A 13,601-nucleotide genomic window follows, 5' to 3' on the forward strand; every position below is an offset into this window, starting at 1 on the left:
TGATAATTAAGTTAAAAACATAATTGTCAAGTCCTTTTATTTTCTTTTTAAAATAGGAACGCTGTTAATATCAAACCAAAATGGATATTTTTCACTAGTAAAATATATATCTAGATAATGACTACCTTGTTCTTCGCCATCAATTTGAACAAACTCAAGCGAGCGAATAATCAAATGAATTTGATTATCTTTAAAGCGGTGGAATTTCTTATCAGGAATTTGTTTTTTAAAATAAAGATTAAAAATAAAAATAAGGTACCGTAAAAAATGCATATTTTCAATAATCATCAAATCAAGATTGTGATCGCGCACGTTTGCAAAGGGAGATAGAGAAATGTTTCCTTCAAAATATGGATGATTAGCGATATTTACCACATAAGAACGTTTAAAAAATTGGTAAGAGTTAGATACGCGTAATGTTGTAGAGAATGCTTCTTGATTAAAATAAGCTTCAATACTACTTGTCAAAAAGGCAAGGAACCCTTTTTTGAAAAAACGCCGTTTCTTTTTTTTGTTGTAAATATTTGTAATAAACGCATCCATTCCAATCCCAAAACTATTTAAGAAATATCCTTTTTTATTACGGAGAACTTCACGATATTTTCCAATATCGTAGTAGGTTGGATAGGTAGTATTTAGAATTTGATCAAGCGCAACTAACGGATCAAAACTAAGTCCAATACCTTTAGCAAACGCATTATCAAATCCCACTGGGATAAATGCGAGTGGAAAGTCATAAACGCCAGCATTTTTAATGCCATTTAGTGTATCTACAAGAGTACCATTACCGCCAATAGCAATGATAACGTAATCTTCATAATCTTTTCGGCTTAAATTTTTAATAAAACGTGTAGTAATCTTGGTAGCATTTAAATTATCGGTTGTATATTTAACAAAATAATCAATGTTGCGACTATCTAAAGAGTCTTTTATTGTAGCCCAAATAACTTCAGCTTTAGATTTTTGAGCCATCTTGTTAACAACGATAAAGTACTTTTTCAATTTTAAACCACCTCTAATTTAAACCAATATGACTATATAATTATAGCTAAGTATAGGAAGTTTTGACAAGAGAAAACTGTAAAGAAATTCTTATGAAAATGTTAAGTTATTGTAATCATAACTATGAGTGAGATAAAAATATTTTTGAAAAGAATTACCATAGAAAAAACCTTAAGAAAAACGTGTTCAAACGTGATTTCTTAAGGTTTTAAACTATAAGTCTTCTTAGGTTAAACAGTAATAATCATTGGTAAAATCATTGGATGGCGTTCTGTTTGATCGTATAAAAATGATTGTAAGTCTGAAATAATTGAGTTTTTAATCTGATTTTCTGTGACTTTTTCATTTTTCAAAACGTGATTTATTGTATGATATAATCGACGGCGACCTTTATTTATTAAGTCTCCTGATTCACGCATGTAAATGAAACCACGAGAAAGCAAATCAGGACCAGCCAAAATTTGGCGCTTCTTCATATCGATGGTAGCAACTACAACTACCAGACCTTCTTCTGATAAAATACGACGATCTCTTAAAACAACATTACCAATATCTCCAACACCAGAACCATCTACATAAACATCGCCCGCATTAAAATGACCAGCGAAACGAGCTGAATCTTTTGTGAGTGCTAAAACATCACCATTTTTTAGAATGAATGAATTTTCTTTAGGAACATCACATTTTTCAGCAAGTTCGGTATGAATTTTTAACATTCTAAATTCACCGTGAACAGGCATGAAATACTTTGGTTTCATTAAACGTAACATAAGTTTTTGTTCTTCTTGACCACCGTGACCAGAAGCATGAATATTATTAACTTTACCATGAATAACTGTAGCCCCAGCTTCTTCTAATTCGTTAATAACCTTGTTAACACTGGTTGTATTACCAGGAATAGGAGAACTTGAAAATACCACTGTATCGCCTGGTTGAATAGAAACTTGACGGTGAGTACCACTTGCGATGCGACTTAAAGCAGCCATTGGCTCACCTTGGGAACCGGTACATAGAATCATAACTTTATTTGCTGGTAGGGTATTAATTTCTCGGGCATCCACAAGTGCTTCGTCAGGAATGTCTAAATATCCCAATTCACGACCATTAACGATTGCTGCTTCCATACTTCTACCAAAAACAGCGATTTTACGTTCGCGTGCAATTGCTGCTTGGGTTGCTTGTTGAACACGTGAGATGTTAGAAGCAAAGGTTGCAAAAATAATGCGGCCTTCAACTTTTTCAAAAATTCGGCGAATTGACTTTCCAACCCAACGTTCTGACTTTGTAAAATTAGGTACTTCAGCATTTGTACTATCTGAAAGTAAACATAGTACGCCTTCTTCGCCTAATTTGGCCATTTTTTGTAAATTAGGTGGCTGATTTGTAACAGGTGTCAAGTCAAATTTATAATCCCCGGTAGCAACAATTGTTCCTGAAGGAGTTTTAACCGCAACCCCTAAAGTGTCAGGGATTGAGTGCGTTGTTCTAAAGAATGAGACAGTAGATTTTCTAAACTTTAAAACTGTATCTTCATTAATTTCATGTAATTCAGTAGAACGAAGCAATCCATGTTCTTCTAACTTACTCTTGATTAATGCCAAAGCTAATGGACCAGCATAGATTGGAACTTTAACTTTTTGAAGAAGATAGGGGATACCTCCGATATGATCTTCGTGACCGTGAGTAATCACAAGAGCTTTTATTTTTTGTTGATTTGCAATTAAGTATGAATAATCAGGAATAACATAATCAATTCCTAATAAATCGTCTTCAGGAAATTTGATACCAGCATCAACAACGATTATTTCATCTTGAAACTGAATACCATACGTGTTTTTCCCGATTTCACCGAGACCACCGATTGCAAAAACAGCAGTTTCGTTGTTTTTGACGTTCAACTTTTTCATTAGTTGTTAAACTCCGTTAATTTGTAATTAACACTTTGTTTTTCATATTCTAAAGCAGCATCAGATAAACCTTCGATGAATTCAACATTATATTCAGTGTTTTGTTCAACAAGATATCTTGCTTCAACTTCATCCTTTGCCTCAAAATATAAAACGTGTGTGTTTTCGCGTTTAGGGTTTTCTTTTTTTGTTGGTTGATAATAAACTTTAAAAATCATGTAAGATTCTCCTTATAATATATTTACACTTTGTTAGTAAGTGCATAAACAAAAAATAACCATTTCCGAACATAAATTGTTTGCACAATAGTTATGTATATTTTAGCATATCTAACCCGCTAAGTATAGAAATACAATGTCATATTCAAGAAAAAAATTATGTTAATGTGATATACTTAATTAAAAGATGATAGAAGGTAGATACAAATTATGACTTTGATTAAAATATCGATAATATTCTTAATAATCATTGGAATTATTTTGATTTATAATCGAAAAAAAAGAATTAATAAATTAAAAGAAATCCAACAAAAATGTCATCATTTGACTAAAGATGCCTTAAGAGTAGCTATCGGAAATATAGAAGATAAGTTCGATTTTCTTGATGAAAAAACAAAAGTAATGGATGAAGCGGTTATTTCAGATGTTTGGGGTCAAGAAATTATGGTCTTTGAATATAAGGTTTGCTTGAATTCAAAAAACGAAATCACTTTAAATAATATTAGTCGTTTTAAAAAAGAAGTCGAAAAACAATTAGAAGAATACGTTAAACAAAAAGAGTTAACTAATTCTTCAAATAAAGAACCATTCGTTATTTCTGATATTTGGCAGATGAATGATAATATTCATTTAGACATTGCTTATATTATGAATGATGCAACAATAAATTATTTAGAAGATATAAATAAAGTTGAAAAAACAAGAGATTAGGGTTACTAATCTCTTGTTTTTTATAAATAGTTATTCTAAAATAATTGTTCCTTCAGGGGCAGAAAGAGGATTTTCTTTATTAATATGATCAAAGAAAAGAATTCCGTTTAAATGGTCAATTTCGTGTTGTACCACGATAGCTGGATATTCTCGAAGGCGTTCAATATGCATGTTTCCATCGAGATCATACCAACGAAGTTTAATTTTATCGTGACGAGGAACATATCCAGGAATATCACGATCAACTGATAAACAACCTTCACCTTCACCAAGTGCAACCATTTGAACAGATTCAGAGATAATAGTTGGGTTAACTAACACATTTTTAAAAATAGGAGCTTGTCCTTCTTCTGGATTTGGAACTAAGACAGCTGTCATACGTTTAGAAACGTCTAGCTGTGGAGCTGCCAATCCCACACCTGCACGGAGGCCATATTTTTCAGCAATTTCTTCATCTTGACTATTTTCAAGAAACTCCATCATATCGTGGGCCAATTTTTTGTCTTCATCTGAGAGTGGGAATTCAACAGCTTTTGCGCGAGCGCGTAATGTAGGATTACCTTCGCGTATAATATCTTTCATTGTGAGCACGTCTAAAACCTCCAATTTCATGCTTTTATTTTATCTTAACATAGTTTTATAAATCTGTTCAGTATAAAGCAAAATATTGCATAATCTTATGATATAATTTACATAATTGAAAATTCAGTAGGGGACGAGGGAAATATGAATAATAAAAATTATAATTATCCATTGATGGATGATTGGAATACTGAAGAAATAATTGTAGCTTGTAATTTTTACGCTGCCGTAGAAAAGTATTATGAAAATGGAATCGATACAAGTGAATTTATGGATTTATATGAAAAATATCTAAAATTAGTACCAGCAAAGATGTATCAAAAACAACTGGATAAAAAATTTAATGAAGTATCTGGGTATAGTATTTATAAAGCAATCCAAACGATTAAAAAGACGAATAAAAAATTTATTAAAGGATAGATAAAAATGAAAGATTTTGAAGAACTTGATTTAAAAGTGAAGTCTTGGTTTAGTGAAGCTCAAAATTTTATCTTCAAGAGTCTTAAAAATAAAATTAATGTTTCAACTAAAACGGATAGAACTGACCTGGTGACTAATGTTGATAAAGAAGTTGAAAAATTTTATATTTCAAAAATAAAAGAAAGTTATCCGGATGCTAAAATTTTAGGAGAAGAATCGAAAAAAAATATCTCACATCAAGATGAAGGGTTGCTATTTATCATAGATCCAATTGATGGAACGATGAATTTTGTTAAGCAACAAGATGACTTTGCTAGCATGATCGCTATTTATTATAACGGAAAACCAGTCCTAGGATATATTTTAGAAGTGATGAAAAACGAATTATATTGGGGAGGACCAGCTTTTAAAAAGGTATTTTGTAATGATATTCAATTGGAGCAACCACAAGATAAGAGTTTAATAGAAGGCTTAGTACAAATTTGTTTTCCATTTGTTCTAAAAAATGAGTTTAATGCCCGTGAAATTGCAGCGCAAAGTAGTGGATTAAGAATGTACGGCAGCGCTGGAATTGAATATATCAAAGTTTTGGAAGGGAAATGTGTAGGGTATTTATCAAAACTTCGAACGTGGGATTATGCTGCTGGAAATATCTTAGCAAATACCCTGGGATTAAGTGTGGTTAATATTGACGAAAATAAGAACGATGTGTTATCATCGAAAGTTGTATTAATATCTACTAAGAAAACTAAGAATGAAATTTTAAGTATCATTAATGATAACTTAAATTCATAGTGTAGATTTGTAGAATTATTTTTATTTTGAAGGGAAGAAAAAACTTGAAAAGACGTGAAGATATCCGTAACGTTGCGATTATTGCGCACGTTGACCACGGTAAAACAACATTAGTTAATGAATTACTTAAACAATCAGATACATTAGACGAACACACAGAAATTGGCGACCGCGCTCTAGATTCAAATGATATCGAAAAAGAACGTGGAATCACTATTCTTTCAAAGAATACAGCTGTTAAATATGGCGATAAACAAATTAACATTTTAGATACACCAGGACACGCTGACTTTGGTGGAGAAGTAGAACGTATCATGAAAATGGTTGATGGTGTTTTACTTATTGTTGACGCGTTTGAAGGTACAATGCCACAAACACGTTTTGTTTTAAAGAAGGCTTTAGACCAACACTTAACACCTATTGTTATTATTAACAAGATTGACCGTCCGGGTGCACGTCCTGAAGAAGTTGTTGATGAAGTACTTGATTTATTCATTGAATTAGGTGCTGACGATGATCAATTAGATTTCCCAGTTATTTATGCATCAGCAATGAATGGAACAAGTTCATTTGACTCAGATCCAGCTGCTCAAGAACATACAATGAAACCAATCTTTGATACAGTAATTGATGCTATTCCAGCACCAATTGATAACTCAGATGAACCTTTACAATTCCAAGTTGCAATGCTAGATTACAACGATTTCGTTGGTCGTGTTGGTATTGGTCGTGTATTCCGCGGAACAGTTAAGGTAGGGGACCAAGTTACAGTTATGAAACTTGATGGTACTCAAAAGAACTTCCGTGTTACTAAGTTATTTGGTTTCTTTGGTTTGAAACGTTTAGAAATTCAAGAAGCTAAGGCCGGAGATTTAATCGCGGTTTCTGGTATGGAAGACATTTTCGTTGGTGAAACTGTATGTCCAGCAGATCATCCTGAAGCATTACCTTTATTACGTATTGACGAACCAACACTTCAAATGACATTTATGACAAATAACTCACCATTTGTTGGTCGTGAAGGAGATCATGTTACAGCACGTAAATTAGAAGATCGCTTAAAAGTGCAATTACATACAGATGTATCATTAAAAGTTGAAGATACTGAATCTCCTGATGCATGGACTGTTTCAGGACGTGGTGAATTACACTTATCAATTTTAATTGAAACATTACGTCGTGAAGGCTTTGAATTAGCAGTTTCACGTCCTAAAGTTATTTACCGTGATATTGATGGCGTACTTTCAGAACCATTTGAAAGTGTTATTATTGATACTCCAGATGAATACTCTGGTTCAGTTATTGATTCAATGGCTCAACGTAAAGGTGAAATGTTGAACATGGAAACAGGAAATAACGGACAAACACGTCTTGAATTTTCAACACCAACTCGTGGTTTAATTGGTTATGATTCACAATTCTTATCAATGACACGTGGGTATGGTATTTTGAACCACACATTCTCAGAATACAAACCAGTAATTCGTGGATGGGAACCAGGACGTCGTAACGGTGCGTTGGTTTCAATTAATCAAGGTAAAGCAACAACATACGCAATTATGGGTGTTGAAGGCCGTGGAACAATCTTTGTAGATCCAGGTACAGAAGTTTATGAAGGTATGATTGTTGGTCAATCATCACGTGAACGCGATATTTCTGTTAACGTTACAAAAGGTAAGAACATGACTAACGTTCGTTCATCAAACAAAGATCAAACAGCTACAATTAAAAAGCCTACACATCTAACATTAGAAGAATCACTTGAATTCTTAAATGAAGATGAATTATTAGAAATTACACCAGAAAGCATTCGTTTACGTAAGCGTATTTTAGAAACAAACGCACGTGAAAAGGCTGCAAAGAAAGCAAAAAAAGCAACTGAATAATTTTTGGCTCTTTGTCAATTAATACTGATAAAGAAATTTAATTAAATATATTCAAAAAGATAATGGTTAAGTAGATTTTAGAATAAGATGCTTAGCTGTTATTTTTTTGCGCTTTTTTTCCTTAATATTTAGAGTACCTGCGGTAGATTCAAGATATCTTTGGATAGTATACTAGAACTGTGATAATAAAAAGCAGTGTCTTTCATGAATGTATTTTTCTTAAAATTAACAATAATCTGTTGTTTGATATTGTTTGAAATAGAACAATGTTCTTCAACACCAGAAATAGGGAATACACGAGTTAAACGACAATTCTTCCAGATGAATTTTTGTTTACGAACTTCCATAAATAAAGGCTTTTCATCTAATCTAGAACAAAGGATAATAACCGGAGGAGTTTTACTATTTTTAACCATATTAAACCCGCAATTATGGCAACATTAAGGAGAATCGAAACTTTGAATACAGTTCAAAATCTTAAAATCGTCTTATTCGGAGTATTGATCTTTTGATTTATCCAAAATAATATGAGTATCTTTAATTCCTGTTAAAAATTTAATAATATTAGACATAGAGAAGTCGATCCTTTTTTAGAGAAACCGAGGTTCAGTCGACTTCTCTTTTTTTGTACAATTTTACACCGAAAAATACTGATGAGAATCTTAAAATACATTTTAAAATTCTCATCAGTACAGAATATTATAGAACCTAATTTTTAGAGAAAAGAGATTGGATTTCGATTCAGTCTCTTTTTTGTTTAAAATAAATAATCTTGATGACAAAATATTTTTATTTAAACAAAAAAATACGTGACAAATTTTAACGGGTCAGAGTTATTTTTTTTTTAGAGATATGATAAAAAAATTTAGAAAAAACAATGACAGCGTTATCATTTTGTGCTAATATAATACCTGTTAATAAGTTTGCGTTATTGTAAGTTATTATTTATTTATGAAAAGGTTTTATTTTTTCACATGCAAACGAAATAATAAATTTATATAGGAGGTAGGATAAATGGTAGGAATTATTCTAGCTAGTCATGGTGGCTTTGCAGATGGAATCTTTCAATCAGGTGAGATGATTTTTGGACAACAAGAAAATGTTGCTCATGTTATTTTGAAACCTGATGAAGGTCCTGATGATATCTATGCTAAGATGGAAAAAGCGATTGAATCATTAGACGATAAGGAACAAGTGCTTTTTCTAGTAGATCTTTGGGGAGGTACTCCATTCAACCAAGCAAGTAAATTTGTTGAAGCCCATAAAGATAAATGGGCAATTGTTGCAGGTATGAATTTGCCGATGGTAATTGAAGCATATGCATCAAGATTTTCAATGGAAAGTGCACAAGAAATTGCAACGCATATTGTGGAAACAGCTAAAGATGGTGTAAAAGTTATGCCAGAAAAGCTTCAACCTAAAGAAGCAGTTTCTATGAGTGCACAAGAAACATCCCAATCAACTGGCTCAATTCCAGAAGGAACAGTGCTAGGTGATGGACACATTAAATATGTATTAGCACGTATCGATTCCCGTTTGTTACACGGACAAGTTGCAACAGGTTGGACAAAGACAACAAATCCAACACGGATTATTGTTGTTTCTGATAACGTAGCCAAAGATAACTTGAGAAAAACAATGATTTCTCAAGCTGCGCCAGCTGGTGTAAAAGCAAATACAGTTCCAATTCAAAAAATGATTGAAGTAGAAAAAGATCCACGTTTTGGGGATACACGAGCTTTAATTCTTTTTGAAACTCCAGAAGATGCTTTAAAAGCAATCCAAGGTGGCGTAAAGATTAATGAATTGAATGTTGGGTCAATGGCTTATAGCGAAGGAAAGGTTAATGTTAACCAAGTCCTTGCAATGAATCAAAAAGACGTTGATACTTTCAAACAATTAAAAGAACTTGGTGTTAAATTTGACGTTCGTAAAGTTCCATCAAGTGATCGTGAAGATATGGATAAGTTATTGTCAAAAGCTCAACAACTTATCAACGAACAAAAATAGTTTTTAGGAGGATAAGTCTATGTCTGCTATCTCAATGATTTTAGTAGTTATTGTAGCATTCTTTGCAGGTATGGAAGGTATTTTGGATCAATTCCAATTTCATCAACCATTAATTGCATGTACATTGATTGGTTTAGTAACCGGAAACCTTGAAGCCGGAATTATTTTAGGGGGATCATTACAAATGATCGCTTTAGGTTGGGCTAACATTGGGGCTGCTGTTGCTCCCGATGCTGCGCTTGCCGCTGTCGCTTCTGCAATTATTTTAGTTAAAGGTGGTCAAGGAGTTCATGGTGTTAACACAGCGATTGCTGTTGCTATTCCATTAGCTGTAGCCGGTTTATTCTTAACAATGCTTGTACGTACAATTTCAGTTGCGATTGTTCATATTATGGACCGAGAAGCTGAAAAAGCAAACTTTAAAGCGATTGAAATGTGGCAATTAATTGCACTATTCTTGCAAGGATTACGTATTGCATTACCTGCTGCATTATTACTATTTATTCCATCAAGTGTTGTGCAAGGATTCCTTGAATCAATGCCAGCATGGTTAACAGACGGAATGACAATCGGTGGGGGAATGGTTGTTGCTGTAGGTTATGCTATGGTTATTAATATGATGGCAACTCGTGAAGTATGGCCATTCTTTGCTATCGGTTTTGTATTAGCTGCTGTTTCAGAATTTACTTTGATTGCTTTAGGTACATTAGGTTTAGCATTTGCCTTAATTTACTTAAACCTTGAAGGTAACGGCGGTAATGGAAATAACTCAAAAGGTGGTTCAAATACAGGAGATCCACTTGGCGACATTTTAGATGATTACTAAAATTGAAGGAGGAAATTAAAATGGTCGAAAATAAAGTTAATTTAACAAAGAAAGATCGTCTTAGCGTTGCATGGCGTTCAACCTTCCTTCAAGGATCTTGGAACTATGAACGTATGCAAAATGGTGGTTGGGTATATGCAATGATTCCAGCTATCAAGCGTTTATATACAACTAAAGAAGACCAAGCAGCTGCTTTAAAGCGTCACCTTGAATTCTTTAATACACACCCATACGTAGCATCACCAATTTTAGGGGTAACACTTGCACTTGAAGAAGAAAAAGCAAACGGTGTTGAAGTTGAAGATGCAGCTATTTCTGGTGTGAAAGTTGGGATGATGGGTCCTTTAGCTGGTGTTGGTGATCCAGTATTTTGGTTTACAGCACGTCCTATTATTGGTGCTTTAGGGGCTTCATTAGCTATTGCTGGAAATATAATGGGTCCTATCTTATTCTTTGTTTTGTGGAATGTAATGCGTATTGCCTTCCAATGGTATACACAAGAATTTGGATATAAAGCAGGATCAAAGATTACTGAAGATGTTTCAGGTGGACTCTTGCAAAAGGTTACACGTGGTGCTTCAATGATGGGGATGTTTGTTTTAGGTGCCTTAATTGAAAGATGGGTATCAATCAAATTCACCCCAGTTGTTTCAAGGACACCAGTTCAAAAAGGTGGATATATTGAATGGGATAAATTACCATCAGGTGGTAAAGGAATCCAACAAGCCTTAGAACAATGGAATATGGGAAAAGGATTGTCTTTAACTTCTACTAAAGTTACAACGTTACAACAAAACCTTGATCAATTGATTCCAGGTTTAGTAGCATTACTATTAACATTCTTATGCATGTGGCTATTAAAGAAGAACGTTTCTCCAATTTTAATTATTATTGGTATTTTCGTTATCGGGATTTTAGGTCACGTTATTGGATTACTATAATTATGAAAGCTAAGGAAAACTATATTCCTTAGCTTTTTTATTTTATAAAAGTATAATCTAAGACCTAGATATATGTTATACTATTAGGGTTAGAAAAAAGATGAAGAGGTGACAAACTTGTTAAAAAAGTTAAAATTTCAAGGTAGACCTAAAATGTACTACTTTGATTATTTTATTTTTATTCCTTTTTTCTTACTTTGTATAATTGGAATTTTAATGGTTTATTCTGCTAGTTCGGTAAATCTTTCTTACGCGGGGATGAGTACCACTAGTTATTTAAAAAAACAAATTATTTATGTAATCTTAGGAATAATCATTGTTAATATTTTTGCAAGAAGTTATACGTTAAAAAGAATAATGGAGAGTAAAATAATTGTTCCGTTACTTTGGTGTTTTGTTATCCTAGGATTAGGATACGCGGTTATCTTTGGAGAATCAATCAATGGTGCTAAAGGTTGGATTAGTATTAAGGGGGTCTTTAGTATTCAACCAGCTGAAGTTGCTAAGTTGTTTTTTATTTTGTACATAGCAAGAATCTTTCAAAATAGGGTTACGTCTATAAACAATACGAAGTGGCAATTTAAAAAGAAAGATTATGTTTACATTCTTAGTATATTGATGTTTATTTTTTTTACCCCAGATTTTGGAGGGCTTGCAATTAATCTGGCGATTATTATAGTTATGCTGGTAACTGTTAAAGCACCTAAAATTACTACGGTTGTTAAGTCGGTGATAGGTTTAGGAGCACTTGCATATTTTATCTTTACAGGGCTAAAATATATTGATAATCCTTTTAAAGGAACTTTTTTCGAATATGTTTATAGACGTTTCGAAGGGGTGGTTGATCCCTTTGGCCATGTTTTGACCAGTGGTAAACAATTAGTTAATTCATTTTATGCGATTAGTAATGGTGGTATATTTGGTTCAGGAATTGGAAATGGAATTCAAAAACGTGGATATTTACCGGAACCACATACTGATTTTATTTTATCAGTACTCGCTGAAGAAATGGGAGCAGTTGGGATTTTAATCGTTTTAGGGTTGTTATTGCTGCTCATTAGTAGAATCTTATATGTCGGATATAATTCAAGAACATTGCCAGAAATGCTAGCATGCTACGGAATCGGTACTTTTTTGACAGTTGAATCATTATTTAATATAGGGGCTGTAGTAGGGTTCCTTCCGATTACTGGTGTTACGTTCCCGTTTGTTTCGTATGGTGGATCTAGTATGGTTGTATTGGCAGCTACGCTTGGAATTGCAATGAGTATTTCAAATGATGTGAAATACGAAAAGAATCATGAAAATCAACAGGATAATAATGGGACTATGAAATTAATTAGAAAATAAAAGGGGATTGAGAATTTCTCATCCTCTTTTTTTATAAATATTCGATTTTCCAGTATAATTAAAAGTGGTATTATTAATGAAAATGTTAAAGGAAGTGAGATTTTGGAATTACGAAAACGTAAAGGAGTATATGTTTATCTTAAACATTTACGATTAAGTAAACAGTTACGTAAATTTGGAACTATATTATATGTATCTCGAAAAATGAAGTACGTATTATTGTACATTGATGAAGAAGTGTTATCAGAAAATTTATCTAAAATGCAAGCACTAAAATATGTTACAAAAATTGAACTTTCTCCAAGGGATGAAATTGCTGAAGATCTTGAAGAAGTTAGGGGAACCGCAAATACTTTATTAGATGAAGAAGAAAATAAATAGAAGGTGAAAAGATGAGAATTGTAGCTGGTGAATATGGTGGGCGTAGATTAAAAGCAGTGCCAGGAATGAAAACGCGTCCTACCACAGATAAGGTAAAAGAATCGATGTTTAATATTATTGGCCCATATTTTGATGGCGGAATGTCGCTGGACCTTTTTGCGGGAAGTGGAGGTTTAAGTATCGAAGCGGTCTCCAGGGGAATTGAGCATGCTGTCTTAATTGATCGGCAGTATCAAGCAATTAAAACAATTAATGAAAATATTGCGATTACCAAACATCCCGAAAAATTTACAGTAAAAAAAGGTGATTCAAATAAAGTAATTAAAGCATTATCAAAACAAGGGTTGAAATTTAATTTAGTTTTTTTTGATCCACCTTATAAAGAACAAAAAATTGTTGAAATGATGCAAGAATTAGTGGAATTAGAACTTTTAGAAAATGAGGCGTTAATTGTATGTGAAACAGATCAGGTTGCGGGACTACCTGAAGATTTTGAGGACTATCAATTTTTAAAATCTTCTGATTATGGAATTACCCATTTAACCTTTTATCGTTATCATGGAGGCAAATAA

Annotated in this window: 15 protein-coding genes; 10 read left to right on the forward strand and 5 right to left on the reverse strand. The window is 32.9% G+C overall.

Features of this window, described 5'->3' with window-relative positions; genetic code table 11:
* Positions 1-36: 36 nt before the first annotated feature.
* From JCM14209_RS00365 to JCM14209_RS00375, 3 genes are all read right to left on the reverse strand, one after another.
* Positions 37-1,002, reverse strand: a complete 966-nt coding sequence (locus JCM14209_RS00365) for a diacylglycerol/lipid kinase family protein (protein WP_025021667.1) — start codon at positions 1,000-1,002, stop codon at positions 37-39.
* Between the two features lie 230 nt (positions 1,003-1,232).
* Complete coding sequence (gene rnjA, locus JCM14209_RS00370; RefSeq protein ID WP_025021668.1) at positions 1,233-2,909, reverse strand: ribonuclease J1; 1,677 nt, start codon at positions 2,907-2,909, stop codon at positions 1,233-1,235.
* The gene (locus JCM14209_RS00375) at positions 2,909-3,127 is read right to left on the reverse strand and encodes a DNA-directed RNA polymerase subunit epsilon (protein ID WP_025021669.1); all 219 of its coding nucleotides are present in this window, start codon (positions 3,125-3,127) and stop codon (positions 2,909-2,911) included. Before JCM14209_RS00375 ends, rnjA begins: the two co-directional genes overlap by 1 nt.
* A 210-nt stretch (positions 3,128-3,337) precedes the next feature.
* On the opposite strand from JCM14209_RS00375, the gene JCM14209_RS00380 reads away from it, so the two are divergent.
* Positions 3,338-3,838 carry a hypothetical protein gene (locus JCM14209_RS00380; RefSeq protein WP_025021670.1) on the forward strand — a complete coding sequence of 167 codons (501 nt, stop codon included), beginning with the start codon at positions 3,338-3,340 and terminating at the stop codon, positions 3,836-3,838.
* Between the two features lie 30 nt (positions 3,839-3,868).
* Here the strand turns inward: JCM14209_RS00380 and def are convergent, their stop codons facing one another.
* Complete coding sequence (gene def / locus JCM14209_RS00385; RefSeq protein WP_025021671.1) at positions 3,869-4,429, reverse strand: peptide deformylase; 561 nt, start codon at positions 4,427-4,429, stop codon at positions 3,869-3,871.
* Positions 4,430-4,564: 135 nt separating this feature from the next.
* On the opposite strand from def, the gene JCM14209_RS00390 reads away from it, so the two are divergent.
* The 3 genes from JCM14209_RS00390 to typA are packed head-to-tail and all read left to right on the forward strand — an operon-like array spanning position 4,565 to position 7,521.
* Entirely contained in the window at positions 4,565-4,840 is a 276-nt protein-coding gene (locus JCM14209_RS00390; RefSeq protein WP_025021672.1) for a UPF0223 family protein, read from the forward strand.
* A gap of 6 nt (positions 4,841-4,846) precedes the next feature.
* Entirely contained in the window at positions 4,847-5,635 is a 789-nt protein-coding gene (locus tag JCM14209_RS00395; protein WP_025021673.1) for an inositol monophosphatase family protein, read from the forward strand.
* A gap of 44 nt (positions 5,636-5,679) precedes the next feature.
* Positions 5,680-7,521, forward strand: coding sequence for a translational GTPase TypA (typA, locus tag JCM14209_RS00400; RefSeq protein ID WP_025021674.1), 1,842 nt, complete (start codon positions 5,680-5,682; stop codon positions 7,519-7,521).
* Between the two features lie 128 nt (positions 7,522-7,649).
* Here typA and JCM14209_RS00405 read toward each other — a convergent pair whose 3' ends face one another.
* Positions 7,650-7,937, reverse strand: a complete 288-nt coding sequence (locus JCM14209_RS00405) for a hypothetical protein (RefSeq protein ID WP_025021675.1) — start codon at positions 7,935-7,937, stop codon at positions 7,650-7,652.
* A gap of 598 nt (positions 7,938-8,535) precedes the next feature.
* On the opposite strand from JCM14209_RS00405, the gene JCM14209_RS00410 reads away from it, so the two are divergent.
* The 6 genes from JCM14209_RS00410 (at position 8,536) to rsmD (ending at position 13,601) form a co-directional block, all read left to right on the forward strand.
* Complete coding sequence (locus JCM14209_RS00410) at positions 8,536-9,531, forward strand: mannose/fructose/sorbose PTS transporter subunit IIA (RefSeq protein WP_025021676.1); 996 nt, start codon at positions 8,536-8,538, stop codon at positions 9,529-9,531.
* A gap of 19 nt (positions 9,532-9,550) precedes the next feature.
* Positions 9,551-10,357, forward strand: a complete 807-nt coding sequence (locus JCM14209_RS00415) for a PTS mannose/fructose/sorbose transporter subunit IIC (RefSeq protein ID WP_025021677.1) — start codon at positions 9,551-9,553, stop codon at positions 10,355-10,357.
* A gap of 20 nt (positions 10,358-10,377) precedes the next feature.
* Positions 10,378-11,298: a PTS system mannose/fructose/sorbose family transporter subunit IID gene (locus tag JCM14209_RS00420; RefSeq protein ID WP_025021678.1), complete on the forward strand. Its 921-nt coding sequence runs from the start codon at positions 10,378-10,380 to the stop codon at positions 11,296-11,298.
* Positions 11,299-11,415: 117 nt separating this feature from the next.
* Positions 11,416-12,648: an FtsW/RodA/SpoVE family cell cycle protein gene (locus tag JCM14209_RS00425; protein WP_025021679.1), complete on the forward strand. Its 1,233-nt coding sequence runs from the start codon at positions 11,416-11,418 to the stop codon at positions 12,646-12,648.
* Between the two features lie 102 nt (positions 12,649-12,750).
* Positions 12,751-13,029 (forward strand): DUF2129 domain-containing protein, encoded by a 279-nt coding sequence (locus tag JCM14209_RS00430; RefSeq protein WP_025021680.1) that lies wholly within the window; start codon positions 12,751-12,753, stop codon positions 13,027-13,029.
* Positions 13,030-13,040: 11 nt separating this feature from the next.
* Positions 13,041-13,601, forward strand: coding sequence for a 16S rRNA (guanine(966)-N(2))-methyltransferase RsmD (gene rsmD / locus JCM14209_RS00435; protein WP_025021681.1), 561 nt, complete (start codon positions 13,041-13,043; stop codon positions 13,599-13,601).

Source organism: Ligilactobacillus hayakitensis DSM 18933 = JCM 14209 (assembly GCF_000615845.1).
Lineage (GTDB): Bacteria > Bacillota > Bacilli > Lactobacillales > Lactobacillaceae > Ligilactobacillus > Ligilactobacillus hayakitensis.

Bases quoted from the DNA above. Each gene is read 5' to 3' on its own strand.
- JCM14209_RS00375 (WP_025021669.1), bottom strand. From the start codon at position 3,127: ATGATTTTTAAAGTTTATTATCAACCAACAAAAAAAGAAAACCCTAAA.
- JCM14209_RS00405 (WP_025021675.1), bottom strand. From the start codon at position 7,937: ATGGTTAAAAATAGTAAAACTCCTCCGGTTATTATCCTTTGTTCTAGA.
- JCM14209_RS00410 (WP_025021676.1), top strand. From the start codon at position 8,536: ATGGTAGGAATTATTCTAGCTAGTCATGGTGGCTTTGCAGATGGAATC.
- JCM14209_RS00420 (WP_025021678.1), top strand. From the start codon at position 10,378: ATGGTCGAAAATAAAGTTAATTTAACAAAGAAAGATCGTCTTAGCGTT.
- JCM14209_RS00390 (WP_025021672.1), top strand. From the start codon at position 4,565: ATGAATAATAAAAATTATAATTATCCATTGATGGATGATTGGAATACT.
- rnjA (WP_025021668.1), bottom strand. From the start codon at position 2,909: ATGAAAAAGTTGAACGTCAAAAACAACGAAACTGCTGTTTTTGCAATC.
- JCM14209_RS00395 (WP_025021673.1), top strand. From the start codon at position 4,847: ATGAAAGATTTTGAAGAACTTGATTTAAAAGTGAAGTCTTGGTTTAGT.
- JCM14209_RS00415 (WP_025021677.1), top strand. From the start codon at position 9,551: ATGTCTGCTATCTCAATGATTTTAGTAGTTATTGTAGCATTCTTTGCA.
- JCM14209_RS00380 (WP_025021670.1), top strand. From the start codon at position 3,338: ATGACTTTGATTAAAATATCGATAATATTCTTAATAATCATTGGAATT.
- rsmD (WP_025021681.1), top strand. From the start codon at position 13,041: ATGAGAATTGTAGCTGGTGAATATGGTGGGCGTAGATTAAAAGCAGTG.